Here is a 21,368-nt window from a genome sequence, read left to right as displayed (position 1 = left end):
CGGCTTAACTACATTGAAACGGATTTATCATTTCGATAAAAGTCTGTTTTCTTTGATTTACGGATATTAACGAAGGCTGATACATTGATCAAGATACCAACTGACATCATTAATAAAATCAATGAAGAGCCTCCATAACTAATAAAAGGTAGAGGGACACCTGTTACTGGTAGCCAACCTGTAATGGCTCCAAGGTTCACTGCCGTTTGTACACCGATCATACCTGCTATACCTATCGCTAATAGGCTTCCGAACGTATCTTTGCATCGTATGCCTATGACGAAGCCTTTAAATACGATATACCCGAGGAGTCCGATGACGAATACAACGCCAAAGAGACCTAATTCTTCTGCAACGATCGCCATAATAAAGTCTGTATGAGGTTCTGGTAAGAATCCATATTTCTGGATACTTTGTCCAAAGCCTTGGCCAGTAATTCCACCAGAGGCAATCGCGATATAGGAGTTGATCAGATGAAATCCACTATCGGTTGGATCCGAAAATGGGTTATATGCTCCAGTGAACCTGGATAGCTGCTCTTCTGATAGAGTCAGCCAAGCTCCTGCAAATAGGACTATGCCTACTGCTATTAAACTTAATAAATGTTGCCACTTCATTCCAGAACATACGATTACGATTCCTGAAGTTAATGCAATGATCATCGCAGTACCGAGATCTGGTTGTGAAGCTACTAGCGCGAAAATCACGCCGATAACCATAATGGGAGGTAAAGCTCCACGTAAGAAGTTCGAAATATAGGCTTGTTTTTTCGAGTAAATAGCAGCTAGATAAATAATCAATCCCAACTTAACAAATTCAGAAGGCTGGAATCCTATTGGGCCTATATAAATCCAACTCTGCGCATTGTTGGTCGTCGAGCCAATTATCTTAACAAGTAATAACCCGAGAACCGATCCTCCCAATATCGGAATAATAAACTTTCGATAAGCTTTGTAAGGGAACAGCATCGTTCCTAATAAAACGAAAAATGACACTGCTAACCAGATGATTTGTCTGTTAAAGAAGTAAGCGCTATTGGTTTCATGTCTCATCACAGCCCAGACCATGCTTGCGCTGTAAACCATTACGAGGCCGAAACCACATAATAGAAGCACGCTGATGATGAGAGAATAATCGTAATGCTTAAACAGTTTTTTAATCATAGACGTCATCCTACCTATTTATTTACTCTGGAATTGAAGAACCGCACGAATTGAAACAGCTGACAGCAATGCGATTGAAGTATGTATAGCATTCGATGAGTTTTCAGCGAAACCTGCCTGTCCTATAGAAATTAAGACTTTTCTCGAAGTACTTTTAAGATCGTCCATCCATCCGACTCTTTTCCCAACAATTTAAAAGGAATCAAGTTTGTAAAGCAGAGCCAAAGATTGAAAAATAGTGTCCAGGCTAGGATGTGAAGGGGCAATGGAAGAGCCAGTGTGAGGAGCGCCGCACACAAATTGAATAGCGGCCCACATAGAGCGATGATGACTTTTCCGCGTGCATGGTCAGGCTGACTACTAATCGTCATACCGCCCGCAAAATAAAAGGCGTTAACAGCTAATTCTCCTCTTGCATGTTTCCAGGTAAATAATCGTGGTCCAACGCCGAGGTGAAGCTTTACACTTGACGACGTTAATACGTTTGCTGCAAGGGTATGACCTGCCTCATGTACGAGTAAACTGAGAGGGGAAATAACTAGAATCACCATGAGCAAATCATACATTCTTATCTACTCCTATTGTCTAATCTAGCCTTACACTCGTATTCTATCATATTTTTATCGTACGTTCTTAAAGCAAAACAAAAAGCTCAAACTATAAGAAGTATAGTTTGAGCTTTTAGCTATTACTTAATGCTAGCTTCATGAAGAGCTGAGAGCTGACGTTCGAGTGACTCCAGCAATTCTTTGCCATCGTCTTCGTTCACTAGCCCTAGTCGAACAGCGAAGTCTATTTCACGTGATAAACCAAACATTTGAGTATCAAGAACCTCTTCATAAAGAGGACATTGAGGCATTGTTAAATTTTCCATTTGAACTTCAATGAGTTTTAGGATCTTGTGCGCATCGGCCTTCAACAGCTCGTATGCTTTTTCACGATGTCCTGTTGCCATCCCAGTTGACAAAACTGATCCCTCCGTTCCCTTTCCCATTCCTCTTATAATCATAAAAGCTTACACAATAAATTGCAAGAAAAACCAGTATATTGTGTCCTAGAAAATACTCAATTCATATTGAGAAGAAAAGTTTTCAAGCAGCTTTATTCCAGCGATACTATTTCCTTTCGCATCTAACGGAGGGCTATATACACCGATTCCCATCTGATTAGGGACTAGACTTAGAATCCCACCCGACACGCCACTTTTTGCCGGTATGGCCACGTTAATCGCAAATTCACCAGAAGCATTATACATTCCGCATGTAACCATGAACGTTTTTACGATCCGTGCGATATACTTCGGAATGATCTTACGCTCTGTTTCTGGATCGCGTCCTTCATTTGCAAGGACCATTCCAATTCTCGCGAGGTCTTTACAATTTACTTCGATGGCACATTGCTTTGTATATGCTTCAAGAAGCATTTCCACATCATTATCAATCAAGCCATGCTGCTTCATAAAGTAACAAAGAGCTCTGTTTAGGTGAGCAGATTCAAACTCTGAATCGGCCACTTCATAGTTGATACCGATACTAGAATTGTTTGTCATATCATGTATAAGTTGCAGGATGCGCCCTACCTTCTCATGCGAAGTCTCACCGTGGATTAAATCGGTAACAACGAGGGCACCCGCATTGATCATTGGGTTTAAAGGCTTTGAAGGAACTTGAGACTCAAGCTTTGCGATTGAATTAAAAGGGTCTCCAGTCGGTTCTTTACCGACACGTGAAAAAACGTTATGTTCTCCAGCATCCATGATCGCAAGAGCTAACGTAAGAATTTTCGAGATACTCTGGAGGGTGAACGCTTCGCCAACGTCTCCAGCTGATAAACAACCACCTTCTTTGGAGAAGACAGCGATCGACAGTTTATCGGGATCTGCTTTTTCAAGGGCAGGTATATAATCAGCTACCTTCCCATCTTTAGTAAAAGGCTTACTGCGCCTGACGAGTTCGACTAGTTCTTGTTCTGTAGTACATTTCATTTTTCCGCCACCCCGCTTTGAAGAATAAATTATGTCACCATACTATTCCCCAAATGTGACAAAAGCAAGCATAACCGGTATACTTGTTTTGCAAAAGATTTAGATTGCGGGGTGCAGGATATGGAAACGATTATTCCAATCAAAGGGAAGGTCACTTATCCGATCACGCTTGATGCAAGCGTGTGGATTTTTGATGACAGAAAGATCGAACTCGAAGAATTTTTGAAATTCAACAATCGTTCTGATGAAAATGAGAACGATTACATCAAAGCTCAATCTGAGCGGTGGGAACAAGAACGTACAGGTATTAAACCACCTATCAATCAGAGCATTAAACGCTTTGAGAAAGAAAAAATATTGAATGGGAGCTATGTGATTCCTCTCGAACCGTTTCTATCAAACGCTGAGCCATTAACGGAAGGAAATCACGTTCAGCTAGAAACGACTGATGACGAACACATCGTCCTATCTATAGATGAAGCATTGAACGGCTTTCTTGGATTTGCAATGAACGGAAAGCCGCTTAAGGACGATGGTCCGGTGCATTTTTATCATGGTGACGGCGCAAACGCCGCAGAACCATTCAAAAACATTTGCGCCATTACGATTATTTAAAGAAGATCGGCCGCAAGCTGGGCTAACTGAGAACGTTCACCTTTCTCTAGCTTTACGTGTCCACTTAGCGGCTGGTCTTTAAATTTTTCTACAACGTAAGTCAGCCCATTCGTATACTCATCTAAATACGGATGATCAATTTGCTGAGGATCTCCAAGGAGTACAATCTTACTCCCTTCGCCTACCCTTGTTAAGATCGTTTTCACTTCATGCTTTGTAAGATTTTGCGCTTCATCAATAATAATGTATTGATCTGGTAAACTCCTACCACGTATATACGTCAGCGCCTCCACTTGAATAGATCCAATTCCTGCCAGTATCTTCTCCAACTCACCGGTTTTCTTAACATTAAACAAATACTCTAAATTATCATAGATCGGTTGCATCCACGGCTTCAGTTTTTCATCTTTTTCACCAGGAAGAAACCCGATATCTTTGCCCACTGGAACGATCGGCCTCGCGATAAACAGTTTTTTGTATTGATTTAAATCCTCCGTCTGCATTAACCCAGCCGCAATCGTAAGGAGGGTCTTACCAGTACCCGCCTTTCCTACTAGCGTCACAAGAGGGATGTCTTTTCTAACTAGTAAGTCAAGTGCCATTCTTTGCTGAACATTCCTCGGACCAATCCCCCACATATACTCTGTTTCCATAGCTGTTTTCTCAATCCGCTTCCCATTCTTGTCGACTTTACCGATTCCTGAAGATGAAGGGCTAGCAGGGTCTTTTAAAATGACATATTGATTTGGATACAGGTGTCTTCCCTTTAAAGATTTCATGTCGATATAGTGTCTTTCAAAGAAGCTGTTCAACAGTTCACTCTCTATATATCGTTCTTCATAGCCTGTGTAGATTTGGTTGAACTCGACGACGCGATCACTCAAAAAATCTTCTGCTTGAATGCCTAGCGCATCTGCCTTCACTCTGACAAGTGCATCTTTACTTACAAGTATGACGGATCGGCCAGATTTCTGTTTTCCTTCTTCCAAAAACAAATTGAGTGCTACTGCCAAAATTCGGTTATCATTCGTTTTTTCAACAAATTTATCTTGAAAATATTGAAAGGACCGATGATTGAGTTCAATTCTGAGAGTCCCTCCATTTTCTAAAGGAATAGATGAATGGAGCTTCCCTCTCTCTCTGAATCCATCGATCATACGTGAGATGTGTCTTGCATTTCTTCCTATTTCATCCATATACCGCTTTTTTGAATCGACTTCCTCCAAAACAACCGCTGGAATGACAATTTCATTCGTTTCAAATGAATAGATGGCATTTGGATCCTGTAATAAGACATTGGTATCCAGGACGTAAACCTTATCCAACGTTTCGCCTCCCGAGTGATTATAGTTGGTATGACTGGTAGCAAATGACAGTTTGGACTATCTACGTTTTGTATAATCTATGACCCGGTGAATAAAGTTAGACGGTTATTCAGAAAATAATTAGCAAAAGAAGTGAATGAAAGAATCGATCACATACTCGGAGGAATTATTATGAGAAGTAGCAAATGGTTATTGGTAGGGTTCATCCTTCTTGCAGCATGTCAGTCAAATGATGAACCCGTCGCTGAAAAGCAAGAAAAAGTTGAATATGTGAAGCAGTCAGTGCGGACGCCTGAAAACGAAAAGCGATCTGCAACGGAGATTGCAAAACACCTTGTGACGATTGCAAAACATGTTCCGGATGTTGAGGATGCTACGGCAGTTGTAACTGGAAAATACGCAGTCGTTGGAATCGATGTGAATGAGAAGCTAGACCGATCTCGTGTTAGCTCCATCAAATATACGGTGGCTGAAGCTCTCCAAAAAGATCCTTTCGGTGCAAATGCCATCGTCACCGCTGATGCCGATACCACCTATCGTTTAAGGAGAATGGCATCAGAAATTAGAAGAGGACACCCGGTAGGTGGAATCATGGAAGAGCTAGCTGATATCGTCGGTCGACTTGTCCCTGAAGTTCCTGGTGACATCAACAAATCTGAGCGTGAACCAACTAGAGCGAACGATAAACAGCTTCCTGCTAATGAAAAGCAACAGCTAAAAGAACAGCAAGAAAAACAAGATTTAGACAAGTAAAACCGGCCGAAAGCCGGTTTTATCACGTTACACCTGTTTTCTTCAATTCAGCCATAACAGAACGGTCCAGTTTTGCAGCGGCTTCAGGATCGTATGTTTTCTCATAAGCAGGTTCAACAGACATTTTTGCGCCATAAAACATGATATCCCGCACTTCTTTAATCGATAGGGTTACCTTTGCAAGCTTCAGTGGTACTGAATTCATCGGCTCTTCAGCGATGGTTGCAGTGCCTGAAATCGAATACGTACTTTCATTTCCAATCAACGTGATGGAAACCTGGTTATTCTCCTTAAGATTTTTAACGATTCTCGATTTAAGATCAACGGCAAAGACTACAGTGCCATTGTCTACAGCGTAAAGCCACGAAATCGCGCTCACATTCGGACCTTTTGTCTCATGATCGATTGTTGATAGGAGAACGTATTGTTCCTTCTTGAGTAATGCGAGTAGTTCACCTGAAAGTGTATTCTCTACCTTATTTGGCATCCTCATCCCTCCTTAAATAAAGTTCTAACTGCATTGTACTGCAAAACCTCTCCTCTTTCATGCTATACTAACAACATGAATGAGAGGTGTTAAACGTGCGTGTAAAATGTGTTCTATGTGATAAGATCGAAACTATTGATAGCGGCAGTCCACTCGCCAAAAAACTTCGCAACAGACCTATTCACACTTATATGTGCGACCCGTGCTATGATCGAATTGAAAGCCGCACAAATGAAAGAAAAGAAAGCGGCGATTTTAAACTTTACCACAAAGAGGAAACTGATGATGAGTGGTAAAATTAAAGAAGGACTGATCGCAGGTACAGTATCTGGCATCATCCTAGGATTATTACTGAAAGCAATTCAGTACAAAACGGGTGTCCTTGTGTATACCCTACTATTAAACATCGATTTCATACCGGTAATGGGAGATATTCAGTGGCCTGAAATGATTGAATTTATTTTCCACCTGATCATCTCATTAATCATCGGTATCGTTTACACAATCGGAAGCTATCGATACTTCTATAAACGTAAGGTAGCGCAATTACTCTTTTCCTACCTTCTCACGCTTCCAACTGTATTCCTGTACTTTCCTTTGACCTATTTAGCTGAGAAGCCAACTCCTCCTTTGACTGATATCGAAGCGATTTCGTATTGGACCTTGGGACACGCTGTGTATGCGGCCGTGCTTTTCGCTGTTTATCGGTTTAACGAAAAATGAATGTTGTAAGAAAGACGTGCTCTGAGCACGTCTTTTTGTTTATTGGTTATATTTAGGTTCGTTTTGAATCGATCGTAACAAAGCATCAATCAATTCAATTGGAAATCTCATATCCCTATTGTCATTTTCTTTTACAAAATGAACGATGTAATAGGGTTCTTCAACTTCAATATCCAATTCCGATACCCCGTGATCCTCTATCAATATCTCCTCAAAAAAAGCTCTTGTATCCTGGGCAGCATGATCGCTTTCTCTCTCATCGGCTACTTTTTTGATGCTTAGCCAATTATACATCGCATCCTGAAGGTTCACTGCTTCCCCCCGCTTGTTCTGACGTTAGCCCGCCTCGTTTTCGTTTTTCTTCGATTGATTGAGACGAACCTTATATATGATTAATACGACAGCAGCAGCTACTAATCCTTCCGCTACAGGAAGCCCAATTCCAAAAAAGGTAAGAGGGAAACAACCGACAATTAGCAGAATGTAAATAACAGCATTCTTAAGTATGGGTAATTTCTTCGCGAATCCTAGTCGATACACAACGATCGAAAGAATCACAATGATCGCATACAGCAAATAAAACCCTAATGTCATGTTCTCTTCTATTCCAACTAACTTTGCGAAGAATGATAAATCACCTGACGGTACCACTTCATTGTTCACATTTTACACCTCCAACATCTCCATAAAAAAAACGATTCAAAAGGGATGCCCCTTTTGAATCGCATTAGACACCCTTATTGTTGGGCTAATTTTTTCTTTTTCGCTACTCTTTCACGTTCATTCTTATCAAGGATCTTTTTACGAAGACGGATAGAGTCTGGTGTGATCTCGCAATACTCATCCTCATTTAGATACTCAAGAGCTTCTTCAAGAGTCAATACACGAGGTTTCTTCATCGAAACCGTTTGGTCTTTGTTTGCTGAACGCATGTTTGTCATCTGCTTTACCTTTACGATGTTTACAGTGATGTCGTTCTCACGAGTGTGCTCACCAACAATCATACCTTCATAAACTTCAGTACCAGGTTCAACGAAAATCGTACCACGATCTTCTACACCCATAATTCCGTATTCAGAAGCTTTTCCTTTTTCCATTGATACGAGAACACCTTGACGGCGTCCACCAACACGGCCGCTAATAAGAGGCATATAAGTTTCAAACGTGTGGTTCAAAATTCCATAACCGCGAGTTTGCGTAAGGAATTCAGTCGTGTAACCGATCAGTCCACGAGCTGGTACCATGAATTCTAAACGGACTTGGCCTGCTCCGTTGTTCACCATGTTAACCATTTCACCTTTACGCTCACCAAGAGACTCCATGACAGATCCAGTGTAGTCCTCAGGAACGTCGATTTGAACGCGTTCAACTGGCTCACTTGCAACACCATCGACTTCACGAACAATTACTTCTGGCTTAGAAACCTGAAGCTCGTACCCTTCACGACGCATGTTTTCAATCAAGATTGAAAGGTGAAGCTCACCGCGCCCTGACACGATCCACTCATCCGGAGAATCTGTATTTTCAACACGAAGACTTACGTCTGTTTCTAGCTGTGCTCTCAAACGCTCTTCGATTTTACGACTTGTAATATACTTACCTTCTTTACCAGCGAAAGGACTGTTGTTTACAAGGAACGTCATTTGAAGAGTAGGCTCGTCGATACGAAGAATAGGAAGTTGATCTTGGTGGTCATATGGACAAACCGTTTCACCTACGTTGATCTCTTCCATTCCTGAAACCGCCACAAGGTCTCCAGCTTTTGCTTCTTCAATTTCTACGCGCTTCAGTCCAATGAAACCAAATAGTTTGGTTACACGGAATTGTTTCACAGTTCCATCGATCTTCATCAATGCGACCTGCTGTCCAACTTTCATCGTTCCTCTGAAGATACGACCGATACCAATACGACCAAGGTAGTCGTTGTAATCAAGCAAAGTGATTTGGAACTGAAGAGGTTCGTCACTATTGTCTACAGGTCCTGGGATGTTATCAATGATTGTATCCATTAGGACTTTCATGTTGTCATCTTGCTTTTCAGCATCTAGACTAGCTGTTCCGTTGATTGCAGAAGCATATACAACAGGGAAATCAAGCTGATCTTCATCTGCGCCAAGATCGATAAATAGGTCGATCACTTCATCAACAACCTCTTCTGGTCTAGCAGCTGGGCGGTCAATCTTGTTCAAAACAACGATCGGCGTAAGTTTTTGCTCTAGTGCTTTCTTAAGCACGAAACGTGTTTGAGGCATACAGCCTTCATAAGCATCAACAACAAGTAGAACACCATCTACCATCTTCATGATACGCTCTACTTCACCACCGAAGTCTGCGTGTCCTGGAGTATCCATGATGTTGATTCGCTTATCTTCATAATTGATTGCAGTATTTTTAGCTAGGATTGTAATCCCGCGTTCTCTTTCAAGGTCATTCGAGTCCATCGCACGCTCATTTACTTGCTCATTGTCACGAAATGTACCAGATTGATGTAACATTTGATCAACTAGTGTCGTTTTACCGTGGTCAACGTGAGCGATAATCGCGATATTACGAATATCTTCTCTAATTTGCATTAAACTCTCTCCTCGTATTCTCGTCCTATCCATGACGATAATCTCAATAACTAGTCCATTATAACACAGTAATGGCGTTAGGAGAAATTTATGTCCTTTCAGGAATCTACTCTTTATTGTACACTATATGTATTAAGGAGGCGTCCGAATGAACAAGCATAACTTTCTATTACTATTAATGGCCATTTCAGCCGTGATTAGCATGTGCGCAATTGGCGTTTCAATAGCAGAACAAAGCGTAATCGGTATATTCCTGTCTTTAGTAGGTGTAGGATTTTTTATGGGAATGGGCTTCCGTATCAAACGAAAAGCGGAGCAATAGAAAAAAGAGTTGTCACTTCGACAACTCTTTTAGTTTGTTGAAAAACCAAACCTATTGTGGTCCCTATGCCTCAGGAGTTTGTATCCCTCTTGCTTTCCTGCGGACGAAATACCCGAGCCTCGAACGCCCAGGTACATCTCTTTTTCCTATGAATCAGGAAGAACCATAATCAAGTACTTCTTTCCGTCCTCTTCTTCTATCCCATATTGATCAAATCCACATTTTGAAAGAAAGAGACTCCATTCAATGTGCTCATATGGAAGACCAGCAAAGATTACGTTTTGCATCAGTTGCGTATGAGCTTCAATTACTGCTCTCCCAAACCCTTGTTTTCTGCAGCCAGGCTTAACCACAATCGTTCCGATCCAAGGTTTCATATTCGAATTAGCACACGGGTGTACACAGCTTATCGCTACTGGCTCATCGTTGTGCATCCATTTCGACCATTCACACCCAATCCCTGCATATGTTTGGATGTAAGAAACTAACTCTTCCTTTGTAGGTCGCCTCCCTATTTCGGTTACCAACCATGACGTATCAACCTTCGTCCATTGATGAAGTAGCTCTGCCTGGCCATCATCAAATGATTGCTTCGTCAACATTATGTTGAAGGTCTCTTAAGATAATAATTTTGATCGATCGCAGGCTGAATATAGTTTTCTTGAACCTGTCGGTGGAATGATTCGTTTCCAACGAAAAGCGTGGTTTTCTTTAGGATATCGATCGGTTGATTATCGACTGTCGTGCAGATGCCACCAACTTCTTCAATCAGGATTTTTCCTGCTGCAAAATCCCAGGGAGCAAGCCTTAATGAAACATACCCATCCAATCTACCTGCTGCTACATAAGCCATTTCGATCGCAGCGCTTCCATACGATCTCGTTCCTCTGATCTTTTTTAAGAGAGGTGAGAACGTTCGAGGATCGATTCGATGGTTCTCTGTCACCCATGTTGCATTGATTGCGAGAAGAGACTGGGATAAGTTTACTGATTTTAAGGGACTTTGCTTCTGATCATTTATAAACAACCCTTCTCCTTTTTTACAATGATAGAGCTCGTCCTTTGTCACATCGTATATTAATGCTACCTTTCCTACCCCGTCCTCATAAATTCCAATCGATATTGCAAAGTTGGTTTGTTGATGAACAAAATTCATCGTACCGTCGATGGGATCAAGGAACCATATCACTCCCTTTACATCTTCAATCTCGTCCCCAAATCCTTCTTCTCCCATGATGCGATGTTCAGGGTAGTGGTTGTTGATTTTTTCTATAAAAAATTTTTCTGTTTGTTTATCGATATCCGTAACCAGGTCGTTCGGGTTGCTTTTTGTATGAATGTTGAAGGAAGTCTTAAAAGAAGCAACAATTTCTCGACCAGCTTCACGAATCCATTTCTTCGCATCTTGATAAATGTTTTCCATGTTAGTCTGCTTTGTCATGACTCGAACTCCTTTTAGCTTTGTCTACTTCTTATTATGACAGGAAAAAAAGAAAAAACGAACCTTTTTGCAAGGTTCGCCTCCTTAAGCTTCGAGTCGAATCATTTCTTTCCTCAATTCTTCTAGCTTTACTTTGCACTTGAGAATTCCGTCCTTGTCACTTGCAATCATCGCATCGTGTAGTGTTGCCAACTCATAATCAATTTCCATCTTCAAAACCGGAATGCGCTTCTCTGCCTCGTTTCTCTGCAAAGACTGAATCACTTGTTTCATGGTAACCTACACCCCTCTCAAAATTTTCATCAAAGCAGTAGTCTGTGGCTCCCAAGGTACAAGACTGAATATTCTGACTTTTCTGCTTTCAGCTTACTTTATCTTATGCCTCGAAGGCTAAGTATGCAACCTCTTTATTTACTAGTATTTTCCCTCTTTCACCTATCTTTCAAACATTTTAGTGCGCATCGTTCGTCAACTTTCATACACTTTGTCGTTTTATGGTACACTATTTTCATAAAAAATTGACTTATTGGAGGAAATTATGTCATTTAACGGTTTTACATCAACTGATTTTAAAACGTTTGATATCGAAGGACTCGAACCTCGGATGGAAGCAATCCAACAACGCATTCAGCCTAAATTCGAAGAAATTAGTAATGAAGTGAAAAGCGACCTTGAAGCACTTGTAGGAAATGAAATGTATCTGCATATCGCAAGACACTTAAGAAGAACAAAAAACCCACCTGCTGACACTTGGATGGCTTTCGCTCATAACAACCGTGGCTATAAGAAACATCCACACTTTCAAATCGGACTTTTCGACGACCATGTATTTGTTTGGTTAGCTTATATTTATGAGCTTCCTGGAAAAAAAGACATGGCATCTATGTTGCTCTCAAACATCGACCGATTGAAAGAGACGATTCCATCTTCTTATATGGTCTCGACTGATCATACGAAGAAAACCGCGAGCAAGTCTATTCAAGAAGTAGATCTTGAAGAAGTGTTAACACGATTTAGAGACGTGAAAAAAGGCGAATTCTTAGTTGGAAGACATTTCAAGAGTGATGATCCTCTATTACAAGATGGGGAAACGTTCATTGAGACTGTTAAAAACACGTTCGAGACACTCGTGCCGATCTATCACCTATCGATGAAAGAAGAAATAACAAAGGAGGGGTAATCCCCCTCCCTTACTTATTCATCACTACCTTCTCCCGCTCAGTTTCTCTTGCTTCCTTAACGGTATGGTACGTTGAATAACCTGTATCTTTATCAAACTGCTTAAACATCTGTTTCTCCTCAGATTTAGAAGGAACAACTTCCTTGAAATCTGAATAGGTACTAATTACCTCTCCTTTACTAACTCCCTTGTCGTATGCTTTCTCAATGGTTTGAAAAAATTGTACGACCTTGATGACTTCCTGTTTACTCCAATCGATTGAAATTGGGTATTCTACGTTCATGTAATGACCCCTTTCTGTTCACTCCATTTTTCAACCACTTTACTCGCCTCTTCGTCAAATCGATCAAATAGCTCTGCAACTGTCGGCACATCGTGAATCGATCCGATCACTTGCCCTGCCCAGGCAAATCCATCTTCGTCTTTACCTTCATAGATAAAACGCTTATTCGCTTCACCGCTTATGTAATCTTTCAAACTTTCATAGCCTTCTTGCCTATTCTCGATTTCTTGGATTCGATCTGCAAATTGATTTCTAATCACTCTTGCAGGAGCACCGAGGCTTCTTTTAATAATAACAGTATCTGTTTCTTTACTCGATATGATTCTATCCTTATATGCTTTATGGGCATGTGTACATTCTTTTGTTGCAATAAATCTCGTTCCCATCTCGATGCCTTCTGCACCTAAAGATAGCGCAGCCATGAGGCCCCTTCCATCTCCAATACCCCCTGAAGCAATCACGGGGATCGTTAAAGCCTCGACAACCTGAGGAACAAGAACCATCGTGCTGGTATCGTCCTTTCCTAGATGACCTCCACCTTCTTGTCCAACTACCATAACTGCATCTGCGCCCAATTCTTCAGCTTTTACAGCTTGCCTTTTACCCGCCGTCAATACGAGGACCTTCGTATTCGTTCCTCTGACCATATCGAAGACTGGCTTAGGATTCCCTCCCGTAACTGATATAATATCGACCCCTTCATCAAGTGCAGCCTCGACCATATGTTCAAACGGTCTACCATGCTGCCCGATTGCAAAATTAACGCCGAATGGCTTTGATGTTTTTCGTTGCGTGAGGTTGATTTCCTTCCTTAATAATTCAGGAGTATCCATGGACATGGCGGTGAGCTGCCCAAGACCACCCGCGTTACTTACTGCTGAAGCAAGTTCATGATACGCTAAATATGCAAGACCTCCCTGAACGATCGGTCTTTCGATTCCTAGTAAATTCGTTATACGAGTATTCCACTTCATGATGATCTCCTCCCTTTTCTACATTGTTCTAGAATGTAGCTTAAAACCCTTTAATTACTAGTGGGGGAGGATACCTACCTAAAATAAAACTTGCAAATGTCGAGTGATGTGATTATACTCAGTTTGTTTATGGCATTATTAGTTAGAATTCCTTGTTTGTTTTTTCTCAAGGATTCCTTATAGAGTATAGATAAAGAGGTGCTTGCTTTGCAACAAAACGAAACACCATTATTTACTGGTTTATTGAACCATGCGAAAAAAAACCCCATTCAATTTCACATACCCGGCCATAAAAAAGGAACTGGTATGGATCCTGAATTTCGATCATTTATTGGAGATAACGCCCTTTCGATCGATTTGATCAACATCGGTCCTTTAGATGATCTCCATCACCCGCACGGTATGATTAAAGAGGCGCAAGAGCTTGCTGCTGATGCATTCGGTGCGGACGCAACATTTTTTTCTGTTCAAGGGACGAGTGGTGCAATCATGACGATGGTCATGTCTGTTTGTTCACCAGGTGAGAAAATCATCGTTCCGAGAAACGTGCATAAATCCGTTATGTCAGCAATTATTTTTTCAGGAGCTACACCTGTGTTTATCCATCCAGAAATCGATCCTAAGTTAGGAATCTCCCATGGCATAACCCCTGACGCTGTAAAGAAAGCACTTGCTCAGCATCCTGATGCAAAAGGTGTTCTGGTGATAAATCCTACCTACTTTGGTATTTCTGCGAATCTTGAAGAAATTGTTTCGATCGCCCATAGCTATGACGTACCTGTTCTCGTAGATGAAGCGCACGGGGTACACATTCACTTCCATGACCGCCTGCCATTATCTGCCATGCAAGCTGGTGCAGACATGGCAGCCACTAGTGTGCATAAATTAGGTGGATCAATGACGCAAAGTTCTGTTTTAAACGTAAAAGAGGGATTAGTATCAGCTAAACGTGTGCAGACGATCATCAGTATGCTTACGACTACTTCAACATCATACCTCTTACTCGCATCACTCGACGTCGCACGTAAGCGATTAGTTACAGATGGATATGAGCTCATCGATCAAGCAATTGAACTCGCTGAAAAAACGCGTGAGCAGATCAATGAAATCACACCGCTCTACTGTGTTGGAAAAGAGATTATTGGAACGAATGCAACGTATGATTATGATCCTACTAAGCTAATCATCTCTGTCCATGACCTTGGAATCACTGGTTACGAAGCTGAGATTTGGTTACGAAAAGAAGCGAACCTTGAAGTAGAACTCTCTGATCTATACAACATACTGTGTATTGTTACCCCAGGAGACAACGAAGAAACAACATCTGCACTCGTTTATACTTTAAAAGATATGGTCGAAGCATTTCAAGAAGCAATAGGGTCAAATCCTGAGATAGTTGCCGTTCACGTTCCTGATATACCAGTATTAGCCGTATCCCCTCGCGATGCGTTCTACGCTGACACAGAAGTCGTGCCGATTAAAGAATCAGCAGGCAGGGTCATCGCTGAATTTATTATGGTGTATCCGCCTGGTATTCCAATCTACATTCCAGGGGAAATTATTACTGAAGAAAACCTAACGTATATTGAAGAGAATATTGAAGCTGGCTTACCTGTTCAAGGTCCTGAAGATGATGAATTGAAGACATTACGAGTGATAAAAGAATACAAAGCAATCAAATAAAAGAAGAGATGGCGAATGCCACCTCTTTAGAGTGTAGAGGAAGTCTCTTAGTTGCAATTGGTGTAGTCACTATCTCCATTTATTAATCTAGTTGGATAATCGAACTCCAAGGTCCCCATTTTACTGTTAAACCATTGGGACGGAATGTTCGTTTTGGATAATTCTTATCAAGTAGGAGAGACGATCGCGGACTCCTGCGGTCGTACGGGCGGCCGAGACCGGGGTGTGGGTTTCACCTCGGGCTTGGACGTTCGTCCGCGGAAAGCATGCGATCGTCATCGACTACGGCTTTGGGAGAACCAAATATGTGCATAGGTTTATTCAACAAGCAGAAGAGGTGGCGAATGCCACCTCTTCTTTTATTTCTTATTTGCGGTCTTTCTTATTGCATTCTGGGCATCTGCTATACAAAGTACTCACTTTATCTTCAATTACATGATCGATTGTTTTTTCACACGTTTGGCATATGATAATTCCCATATCTAACACCCCTCAAAGTAAGTTTTGAAAACGCTTCCGTTTTGCTTATCTCAATAATAGTGTGTCACAATTGTTTTGTCAATACTATATTGTATATCACATTAATAAAGTTCGTTCCAATTTTTAGTGATATTAGGCGCAAACAATTTACATATGTTAGCTATGTAATAATTGTCAGAAAACGTTTTGGCAGGTACACTAGATTTACATGAGAGGGGGAATTGCGTTTGCCGCAGAGTGCCTATATTGCTCCTAAATCTAAGGAGGATCTTGATTTAAATGTAGTGAAATCGTTTCTATTCTATTATAAGGAGATCACTGAAAAAACGGGGAAACAGCTTTCTTGGGATTATGGAACTTCGGCATTTCCGTATAACATAATGGATCATGAGGAGAAGTGGTTTTATTTAAAAGGCACAACGGAAGAATACCGTGGAATCGTCGTCGGATTAACTGAAGACGCACTTCAAATCGTTTTACCAGATTATGCGACACATGGAGATAAAGCAAAAGCAAATGAACTAAGTAAATTCCTCGCGAAAAAAATGAACGGTGACCTAACGTTATTTAATGGTAGAAAGATGTATTCTACAAAAAAATAACCAGCCTGAGTGGCTGGTTTTTTTAATGCATCAGTTTAGTTCGATATCGATCGTTTCGGGATCAATCATGCTATATCCTTTGTCTCTTAAACCTTTTACGATATCAGCGAGACCTGCAGCAGTCCACTCTCGATCGTGCATCAACAGATTAGCACCGTCTTGAAGAAGAGGCGTATTTACCATGATATCTGTAATACCTTCTTTATTTTGATATTCTTTATTCCAATCATATCCATATGTCCAGTTCATCAAGAGCATCCCCTCTTCCTTCACTAATGCTTTTGAATATTCCGTGTTGGAACCAAATGGGGCTCTGAAAAACGTTGGACGCTCTCCGATTACTTCTTCAATGATATCACTAAGTTTCACGATTTCTTCACGCTGTTTTTCTTCTGATAATGACTTTAAATCTGCATGACTCATCGTGTGGTTTCCGATTTCAAATCCCATATCATGAATTTCTTTTACAATCGCCTTTTCTTCTTCCGTATCCATAAAATGACCATTAACGAAGAAGATAGCAGGTGCGTCGAGCTCCTTCAACGTCTTTGCCATGTCGAGCGCATGTTTGTCAGGTGCATCATCGATTGTTAGAAGAACAGCTTCTGATGGCGCATCATTAATTGGTTCAAGGCCCCAGAAAGCTGTGTTTAACTTATACTGCTTTACAACTTCTTCCTCTACCACTGGCTCATCTTCTTTTTCTTCATCATTATTTTTTTCACTATCTTCTTCTACTTCATTTTCTTCAGTTTGTTTTGCATCTTCCTCTGTTGCAACTTCTTTGTCTTTATTTTCTGCAGATTCTTCACCATTAGAATTTGCATCGGTCGAACATGCAGCAAGAAGAACCAACACGAGTACCGATAAGACTTGAATAGCTTTCTTCATTCTCTCCCTCTCCCCTTCTCCTAGTCTTTATCTATCATAAACGAATGTATAGGAAGTAGAAAGAGAAGAATGTCACATTTAACCAATCGTTCCTTATTGCAAATTCAATCATTATTCTGACTAATTTTCTGCCATGTCAAAATACTTTACAAGCAAAAAATCAACCCATATACTAGAGAACGTGCCTTTTTCTGTACGGTAAATTGGCGAGGCAAAATCAGGTGTCGTGGCTGATGCTCGAATATTTTTTTCATCCCGGGGGCAACATTTAGTACACATAGCTTTTATTTTTTTTTACATTACCCGGTAGATTTCGATGTTTGAATAACAATTTAAAAGTGTTGATTGAAAGGTGTGATTTACAATGAGTAAGCTTACGAGAGTATTTATGATCTCTGCAACTTTGACCCTTATCTTCATTATATGGGGTACATTCGCTCCAGAGTCTCTCGATTCTTCTACATCCTCACTTCAAACCTTTCTACAGGTTAAGTTTGGATGGTTCTATCTACTAGCAGCTTCTGCATTTCTTATCTTTGCGATCTACCTCATCTTTTCTAAATTCGGTAGAATTCGTCTAGGTAAAGATACTGACCGACCAGAGTACAGTACGCTTACCTGGTTCGCCATGTTGTTCTCTGCAGGAATGGGTATCGGTCTAGTATTCTGGGGTGTAGCTGAACCGATGTTTCACTACTATACACCACCAGCTGGCGCATCACCTGAGTCTGATGAAGCAGCAAGGCTTGCATTCCGCTATAGTTTCTTCCACTGGGGCTTGCACCCATGGGGAATTTACACAGTAGTTGCTCTTGCTCTTGCCTACTTTAAGTTCAGAAGAGGAGCACCAGGGGTTGTAAGTGCTGTATTCCATCCATTACTCGGTGACCGTGTATACGGACCACTTGGAAAGCTAATCGATGTAATCGCAGTTTTCGCTACAGTTTTTGGTGTAGCGACGTCATTAGGTTTCGGAGCATCTCAAATTGGCGGCGGAATTTCATATTTAACAGACGTTGAGAACTCATTTATGACACAATTAATCATTATCCTCGTCGTTACCGTTCTTTATATGATTTCTGCAACAACTGGTATTTCTCGCGGAATTAAGTATTTGAGTAATACAAACATCGTCCTTGCCATACTGCTGATGTTCTTCTTGCTATTCGCAGGACCTACAAACTTTATTATGGACCTATTCACTTCAACGTTAGGTTCTTATATTCAAAACCTACCTAGCATGAGTTTACGCATGCGTCCATTCGAAGGTTCATCTTGGATTCAAAGCTGGACGATCTTCTATTGGGCTTGGTGGATTGCATGGGCACCATTTGTTGGTACCTTTATCGCCCGTGTTTCTAAAGGTAGAACAATCCGTGAATTCGTTCTAGGCGTACTACTTGTACCAACAATCTTCGGTGGCCTTTGGTTCTCAGTATTCGGTGGTTCTGCGATTTCACTCGATATGGCAGGCACTGAAGTTTACGATATTATTAGTGACCAAGGAATGGAAGTTGCATTATTCGCGGTTCTAGAGCAATTCCCACTCGGTACATTTATGTCGATCATCGCTATTTTGCTTATCAGTACGTTCTTCATTACATCTGCAGACTCTGCTACGTTCGTTCTTGGTATGCAAACAACAAACGGCAGCTTGAACCCTTCAACTGGTGTTAAGCTTACATGGGGTGTCATTCAGTCGTCTGCTGCGGCAGTATTGCTATGGTCAGGTGGACTAGGTGCTCTTCAAACAGCATCTATCATTGCTGCCTTCCCATTTGCTATTATCATTATTGGGATGATCATATCGCTATTGAAAGCATTTAAGGAAGAAAAACTTCCAGCTCGCGCACCAAAAAAAGATGAATAACATCATCTAAAAACGTAAAAGAGTACGGATCCTAGAAGGGCCCGTACTCTTTTTTATACTAAAAACGATGTCTAGAGATAGTATGATTTAGAGATTCTCCAATCATTAGAAAAACTAGACGGTGTGATAAACCATTTCCATAATGGCAAACAACAATGTTGAGGCGAGCGTGATGAGAGCTACCGTTTTCACTTCAGGAATCAATCTAACTGTATACGTAATGATAAAATATAAAAACATGACGACCATGATCCCTTTAAAGAAAGGTCGATCTTGGGATGATAGGTGCAGAATGACGACTAAAGCACTCCATGAAGCTACGTGAAATAATAGAACAAACAACATTCTTCCCAAGTCCACTCACCTCCACTTTAGCTATATGCCCTTCGTACAAGCGGTATTCTTATAGTACACGCGATACTCTTTTTTTTACTACAAAAAAGCCCTGCGAATTCAGTAGGGCTTTTCTGACTATAGAGAAAGCTTTTATAGCTATCTACCAATGGTACAGTGAGGTTTCCGATTCAAAATTCTTCTCTGTTTTAAGGATAAATCAGTTATCATAATAAAAACCCTGGTGAGTTCACCAGGGTTTTCCTTCTATCTATTATGCGATGTGGATTGGTGTACCAATCGCTACCTCAGCAGCTTCCATCGTGATCTCACCAAGAGTTGGGTGAGCGTGGATTGTAAGAGCGATATCTTCAGCTGTCATTCCAGCTTCGATTGCAAGGCCAAGCTCTGCGATCATGTCAGAAGCATTAGGACCAGCAATTTGAGCACCGATTACAAGACCATCTTCTTTACGAGTGATAAGCTTCATGAAGCCTTCGCTATCGTTAAGAGATAGTGCACGGCCGTTAGCGCCGAATGGGAACTTAGATGCTTTCACATCGAAGCCTTCATCTTTTGCTTCTTGCTCTTTGTAACCAACTGAAGCTAGTTCTGGTTCACAGAATACAACTTCAGGAATTGCAAGATAGTCGATTTCAGCAGCTTCGCCACTAATTGCTTCAGCAGCAACTTTACCTTCGTAAGAAGCTTTGTGTGCAAGTGCTGGACCTTCAACAATATCACCGATTGCGTAGATATTATCGAAGTTTGTACGACACTGCTTGTCGATCTTAACAAGACCTTTTTCAGTCATTTCAATTCCGAGCTCTTCTAGACCAATTTCTTCAGTGTTTGGCTTACGTCCAACAGTTACAAGAACGTAGTCAGCATCGAATGTCTTCGTTTCGCCTTTGATTTCTGCTGTAACTGTAACACCTTCATCCGTTTCTTCAACGCCTTGAGCCATTGCTTCAGTAATGATATCTACATTACCTTTCTTCTTAAGACGACGAGATACGAGTGTGCTCATCTGTTTTTCGAATGTTGGAAGGATTTGCTTAGAACCTTCAAGGATCGTTACTTCTGTACCGAAGTTCGCATACACAGAACCAAGTTCGATTCCGATATAACCTCCGCCGATCACTACCATCTTCTTAGGTACTTCATCAAGTGCAAGAGCACCAGTTGATGAAATGACGCGTTTGCTCCATTTGAAGCTTGGAAGTTCAATCGGACGAGAACCTGTAGCAATAATACAGTTGTTGAACGTGTATGTTTGAGAGTTCTTATCATCCATAATACGAACAGTGTTCTTATCTACGAAGTAAACTTCTCCACTGATTACGTCCACTTTGTTCGCTTTCATCAGGCCTTCAACGCCACCAGTAAGCTTGTTAACAACTGAAGTTTTCCACTCTTGTACTTTCTTCATGTCTACTTTTACGTTTTCAGAAGTGATTCCGATATCTTCGGAATGCTTAGCATCTTCATATTTGTGTGAAGCATTGATTAGCGCTTTTGAAGGAATACACCCAACGTTTAGGCAAACACCGCCAAGAGTACCCTTGTCTGCGATTGCAACTTTTTGACCAAGCTGTGCAGCACGAATTGCTGCAACATAGCCTCCAGGTCCGGCTCCTACTACAAGTGTGTCTAGTTCGATTGGAAAATCTCCTACTACCATAA

At 41.1% G+C, this 21,368-nt stretch carries 27 protein-coding genes; 9 read left to right on the top strand and 18 right to left on the bottom strand.

All coding sequences use genetic code 11. The annotated features are described in order from the left end of the window. Positions 1-8: 8 nt before the first annotated feature. The 4 genes from ftsW to glsA form a co-directional block, all read right to left on the bottom strand. The gene (ftsW, locus tag ACXAHI_RS01050) at positions 9-1,163 is read right to left on the bottom strand and encodes a putative lipid II flippase FtsW (protein WP_474845289.1); all 1,155 of its coding nucleotides are present in this window, start codon (positions 1,161-1,163) and stop codon (positions 9-11) included. 131 nt (positions 1,164-1,294) lie between these two features. Beyond that, positions 1,295-1,729 carry a site-2 protease family protein gene (locus ACXAHI_RS01045; protein ID WP_474845287.1) on the bottom strand — a complete coding sequence of 145 codons (435 nt, stop codon included), beginning with the start codon at positions 1,727-1,729 and terminating at the stop codon, positions 1,295-1,297. Positions 1,730-1,851: 122 nt separating this feature from the next. Then, positions 1,852-2,118 (bottom strand): Fpa/YlaN family protein, encoded by a 267-nt coding sequence (locus ACXAHI_RS01040; RefSeq protein WP_442865187.1) that lies wholly within the window; start codon positions 2,116-2,118, stop codon positions 1,852-1,854. 99 nt (positions 2,119-2,217) lie between these two features. Next, positions 2,218-3,147: a glutaminase A gene (gene glsA, locus ACXAHI_RS01035; RefSeq protein ID WP_474845285.1), complete on the bottom strand. Its 930-nt coding sequence runs from the start codon at positions 3,145-3,147 to the stop codon at positions 2,218-2,220. A gap of 120 nt (positions 3,148-3,267) precedes the next feature. Between glsA and ACXAHI_RS01030 the strand changes: the two genes are divergently transcribed. Beyond that, positions 3,268-3,762: a peptidyl-prolyl cis-trans isomerase gene (locus ACXAHI_RS01030; protein ID WP_474845284.1), complete on the top strand. Its 495-nt coding sequence runs from the start codon at positions 3,268-3,270 to the stop codon at positions 3,760-3,762. Here ACXAHI_RS01030 and ACXAHI_RS01025 read toward each other — a convergent pair. Further along, a complete protein-coding gene (locus ACXAHI_RS01025; RefSeq protein WP_474845282.1) occupies positions 3,759-5,087 on the bottom strand; it encodes a PhoH family protein in 1,329 nt (442 codons plus the stop codon). The two genes, ACXAHI_RS01030 and ACXAHI_RS01025, sit on opposite strands and share 4 nt — an antisense overlap. Before the next feature lie 171 nt (positions 5,088-5,258). Here ACXAHI_RS01025 and ACXAHI_RS01020 point away from each other — a divergent pair, with 171 nt between their 5' ends. Next, a complete protein-coding gene (locus tag ACXAHI_RS01020) occupies positions 5,259-5,840 on the top strand; it encodes a YhcN/YlaJ family sporulation lipoprotein (protein ID WP_474845280.1) in 582 nt (193 codons plus the stop codon). 22 nt (positions 5,841-5,862) lie between these two features. Here ACXAHI_RS01020 and ACXAHI_RS01015 read toward each other — a convergent pair whose 3' ends face one another. Next, positions 5,863-6,327 carry a pyridoxamine 5'-phosphate oxidase family protein gene (locus tag ACXAHI_RS01015; protein ID WP_474845278.1) on the bottom strand — a complete coding sequence of 155 codons (465 nt, stop codon included), beginning with the start codon at positions 6,325-6,327 and terminating at the stop codon, positions 5,863-5,865. A 95-nt stretch (positions 6,328-6,422) separates the two neighbouring features. Between ACXAHI_RS01015 and ACXAHI_RS01010 the strand changes: the two genes are divergently transcribed. Both ACXAHI_RS01010 and ACXAHI_RS01005 read left to right on the top strand, forming a co-directional pair. Further along, positions 6,423-6,623: a YlaI family protein gene (locus ACXAHI_RS01010; protein ID WP_474845276.1), complete on the top strand. Its 201-nt coding sequence runs from the start codon at positions 6,423-6,425 to the stop codon at positions 6,621-6,623. Beyond that, a complete protein-coding gene (locus tag ACXAHI_RS01005) occupies positions 6,613-7,050 on the top strand; it encodes a hypothetical protein (protein ID WP_474845274.1) in 438 nt (145 codons plus the stop codon). Before ACXAHI_RS01010 ends, ACXAHI_RS01005 begins: the two co-directional genes overlap by 11 nt. 39 nt (positions 7,051-7,089) lie before the next feature. Here ACXAHI_RS01005 and ACXAHI_RS01000 read toward each other — a convergent pair whose 3' ends face one another. The 3 genes from ACXAHI_RS01000 to typA all read right to left on the bottom strand — a co-directional run bounded on the left by ACXAHI_RS01000 (position 7,090) and on the right by typA (position 9,623). Next, positions 7,090-7,362 carry a hypothetical protein gene (locus ACXAHI_RS01000; RefSeq protein WP_474845273.1) on the bottom strand — a complete coding sequence of 91 codons (273 nt, stop codon included), beginning with the start codon at positions 7,360-7,362 and terminating at the stop codon, positions 7,090-7,092. A 24-nt stretch (positions 7,363-7,386) separates the two neighbouring features. After that, positions 7,387-7,644 (bottom strand): YlaH-like family protein, encoded by a 258-nt coding sequence (locus tag ACXAHI_RS00995; protein WP_270182054.1) that lies wholly within the window; start codon positions 7,642-7,644, stop codon positions 7,387-7,389. A gap of 143 nt (positions 7,645-7,787) precedes the next feature. Then, a complete protein-coding gene (gene typA, locus ACXAHI_RS00990) occupies positions 7,788-9,623 on the bottom strand; it encodes a translational GTPase TypA (RefSeq protein ID WP_474845272.1) in 1,836 nt (611 codons plus the stop codon). A 148-nt stretch (positions 9,624-9,771) separates the two neighbouring features. Here typA and ACXAHI_RS00985 point away from each other — a divergent pair, with 148 nt between their 5' ends. After that, positions 9,772-9,945, top strand: a complete 174-nt coding sequence (locus ACXAHI_RS00985; RefSeq protein ID WP_474845270.1) for a DUF5325 family protein — start codon at positions 9,772-9,774, stop codon at positions 9,943-9,945. Positions 9,946-10,091: 146 nt separating this feature from the next. Here the strand turns inward: ACXAHI_RS00985 and ACXAHI_RS00980 are convergent, their stop codons facing one another. The 3 genes from ACXAHI_RS00980 to ACXAHI_RS00970 form a co-directional block, all read right to left on the bottom strand. Then, positions 10,092-10,547, bottom strand: coding sequence for a GNAT family N-acetyltransferase (locus ACXAHI_RS00980; RefSeq protein ID WP_474845268.1), 456 nt, complete (start codon positions 10,545-10,547; stop codon positions 10,092-10,094). Next, a complete protein-coding gene (locus tag ACXAHI_RS00975) occupies positions 10,547-11,386 on the bottom strand; it encodes an inositol monophosphatase family protein (RefSeq protein ID WP_474845267.1) in 840 nt (279 codons plus the stop codon). Before ACXAHI_RS00975 ends, ACXAHI_RS00980 begins: the two co-directional genes overlap by 1 nt. Before the next feature lie 84 nt (positions 11,387-11,470). Continuing rightward, positions 11,471-11,659, bottom strand: a complete 189-nt coding sequence (locus ACXAHI_RS00970) for a hypothetical protein (protein WP_270181729.1) — start codon at positions 11,657-11,659, stop codon at positions 11,471-11,473. Positions 11,660-11,924: 265 nt separating this feature from the next. Between ACXAHI_RS00970 and ACXAHI_RS00965 the strand changes: the two genes are divergently transcribed. After that, positions 11,925-12,566, top strand: coding sequence for a YktB family protein (locus ACXAHI_RS00965; protein ID WP_474845265.1), 642 nt, complete (start codon positions 11,925-11,927; stop codon positions 12,564-12,566). Positions 12,567-12,576: 10 nt separating this feature from the next. On the opposite strand, the gene ACXAHI_RS00960 is transcribed toward ACXAHI_RS00965, so the two are convergent. Then, on the bottom strand, positions 12,577-12,849 hold the full coding sequence (locus ACXAHI_RS00960; RefSeq protein ID WP_474845263.1) for a UPF0223 family protein: 273 nt from the start codon (positions 12,847-12,849) through the stop codon (positions 12,577-12,579). Next, positions 12,846-13,823 carry an NAD(P)H-dependent flavin oxidoreductase gene (locus ACXAHI_RS00955; protein ID WP_474845261.1) on the bottom strand — a complete coding sequence of 326 codons (978 nt, stop codon included), beginning with the start codon at positions 13,821-13,823 and terminating at the stop codon, positions 12,846-12,848. Before ACXAHI_RS00955 ends, ACXAHI_RS00960 begins: the two co-directional genes overlap by 4 nt. Positions 13,824-14,030: 207 nt before the next feature. Here ACXAHI_RS00955 and ACXAHI_RS00950 point away from each other — a divergent pair, with 207 nt between their 5' ends. Beyond that, a complete protein-coding gene (locus ACXAHI_RS00950; protein WP_474845259.1) occupies positions 14,031-15,506 on the top strand; it encodes an aminotransferase class I/II-fold pyridoxal phosphate-dependent enzyme in 1,476 nt (491 codons plus the stop codon). A gap of 366 nt (positions 15,507-15,872) precedes the next feature. On the opposite strand, the gene ACXAHI_RS00945 is transcribed toward ACXAHI_RS00950, so the two are convergent. Continuing rightward, entirely contained in the window at positions 15,873-15,986 is a 114-nt protein-coding gene (locus ACXAHI_RS00945) for a GapA-binding peptide SR1P (RefSeq protein WP_270181724.1), read from the bottom strand. 227 nt (positions 15,987-16,213) lie between these two features. On the opposite strand from ACXAHI_RS00945, the gene ACXAHI_RS00940 reads away from it, so the two are divergent. After that, a complete protein-coding gene (locus tag ACXAHI_RS00940) occupies positions 16,214-16,588 on the top strand; it encodes a DUF1885 family protein (protein WP_474845257.1) in 375 nt (124 codons plus the stop codon). Positions 16,589-16,618: 30 nt separating this feature from the next. On the opposite strand, the gene ACXAHI_RS00935 is transcribed toward ACXAHI_RS00940, so the two are convergent. Then, positions 16,619-17,479 (bottom strand): polysaccharide deacetylase family protein, encoded by an 861-nt coding sequence (locus tag ACXAHI_RS00935; protein ID WP_474845255.1) that lies wholly within the window; start codon positions 17,477-17,479, stop codon positions 16,619-16,621. Positions 17,480-17,843: 364 nt separating this feature from the next. On the opposite strand from ACXAHI_RS00935, the gene ACXAHI_RS00930 reads away from it, so the two are divergent. Beyond that, complete coding sequence (locus ACXAHI_RS00930) at positions 17,844-19,349, top strand: glycine betaine uptake BCCT transporter (RefSeq protein WP_474845254.1); 1,506 nt, start codon at positions 17,844-17,846, stop codon at positions 19,347-19,349. A 114-nt stretch (positions 19,350-19,463) separates the two neighbouring features. Here ACXAHI_RS00930 and ACXAHI_RS00925 read toward each other — a convergent pair whose 3' ends face one another. Both ACXAHI_RS00925 and lpdA read right to left on the bottom strand, forming a co-directional pair. Beyond that, positions 19,464-19,703: a hypothetical protein gene (locus ACXAHI_RS00925; protein WP_474845252.1), complete on the bottom strand. Its 240-nt coding sequence runs from the start codon at positions 19,701-19,703 to the stop codon at positions 19,464-19,466. A 253-nt stretch (positions 19,704-19,956) separates the two neighbouring features. Next, positions 19,957-21,366, bottom strand: coding sequence for a dihydrolipoyl dehydrogenase (gene lpdA / locus ACXAHI_RS00920; RefSeq protein ID WP_270181719.1), 1,410 nt, complete (start codon positions 21,364-21,366; stop codon positions 19,957-19,959). Positions 21,367-21,368: the final 2 nt, after the last annotated feature.

It is taken from the genome of Anaerobacillus sp. ABD4_527 (assembly GCF_056160805.1).
Note: the sequence above shows the minus strand (reverse complement) of the source record. Positions and strands in the feature narration are given on the sequence as shown.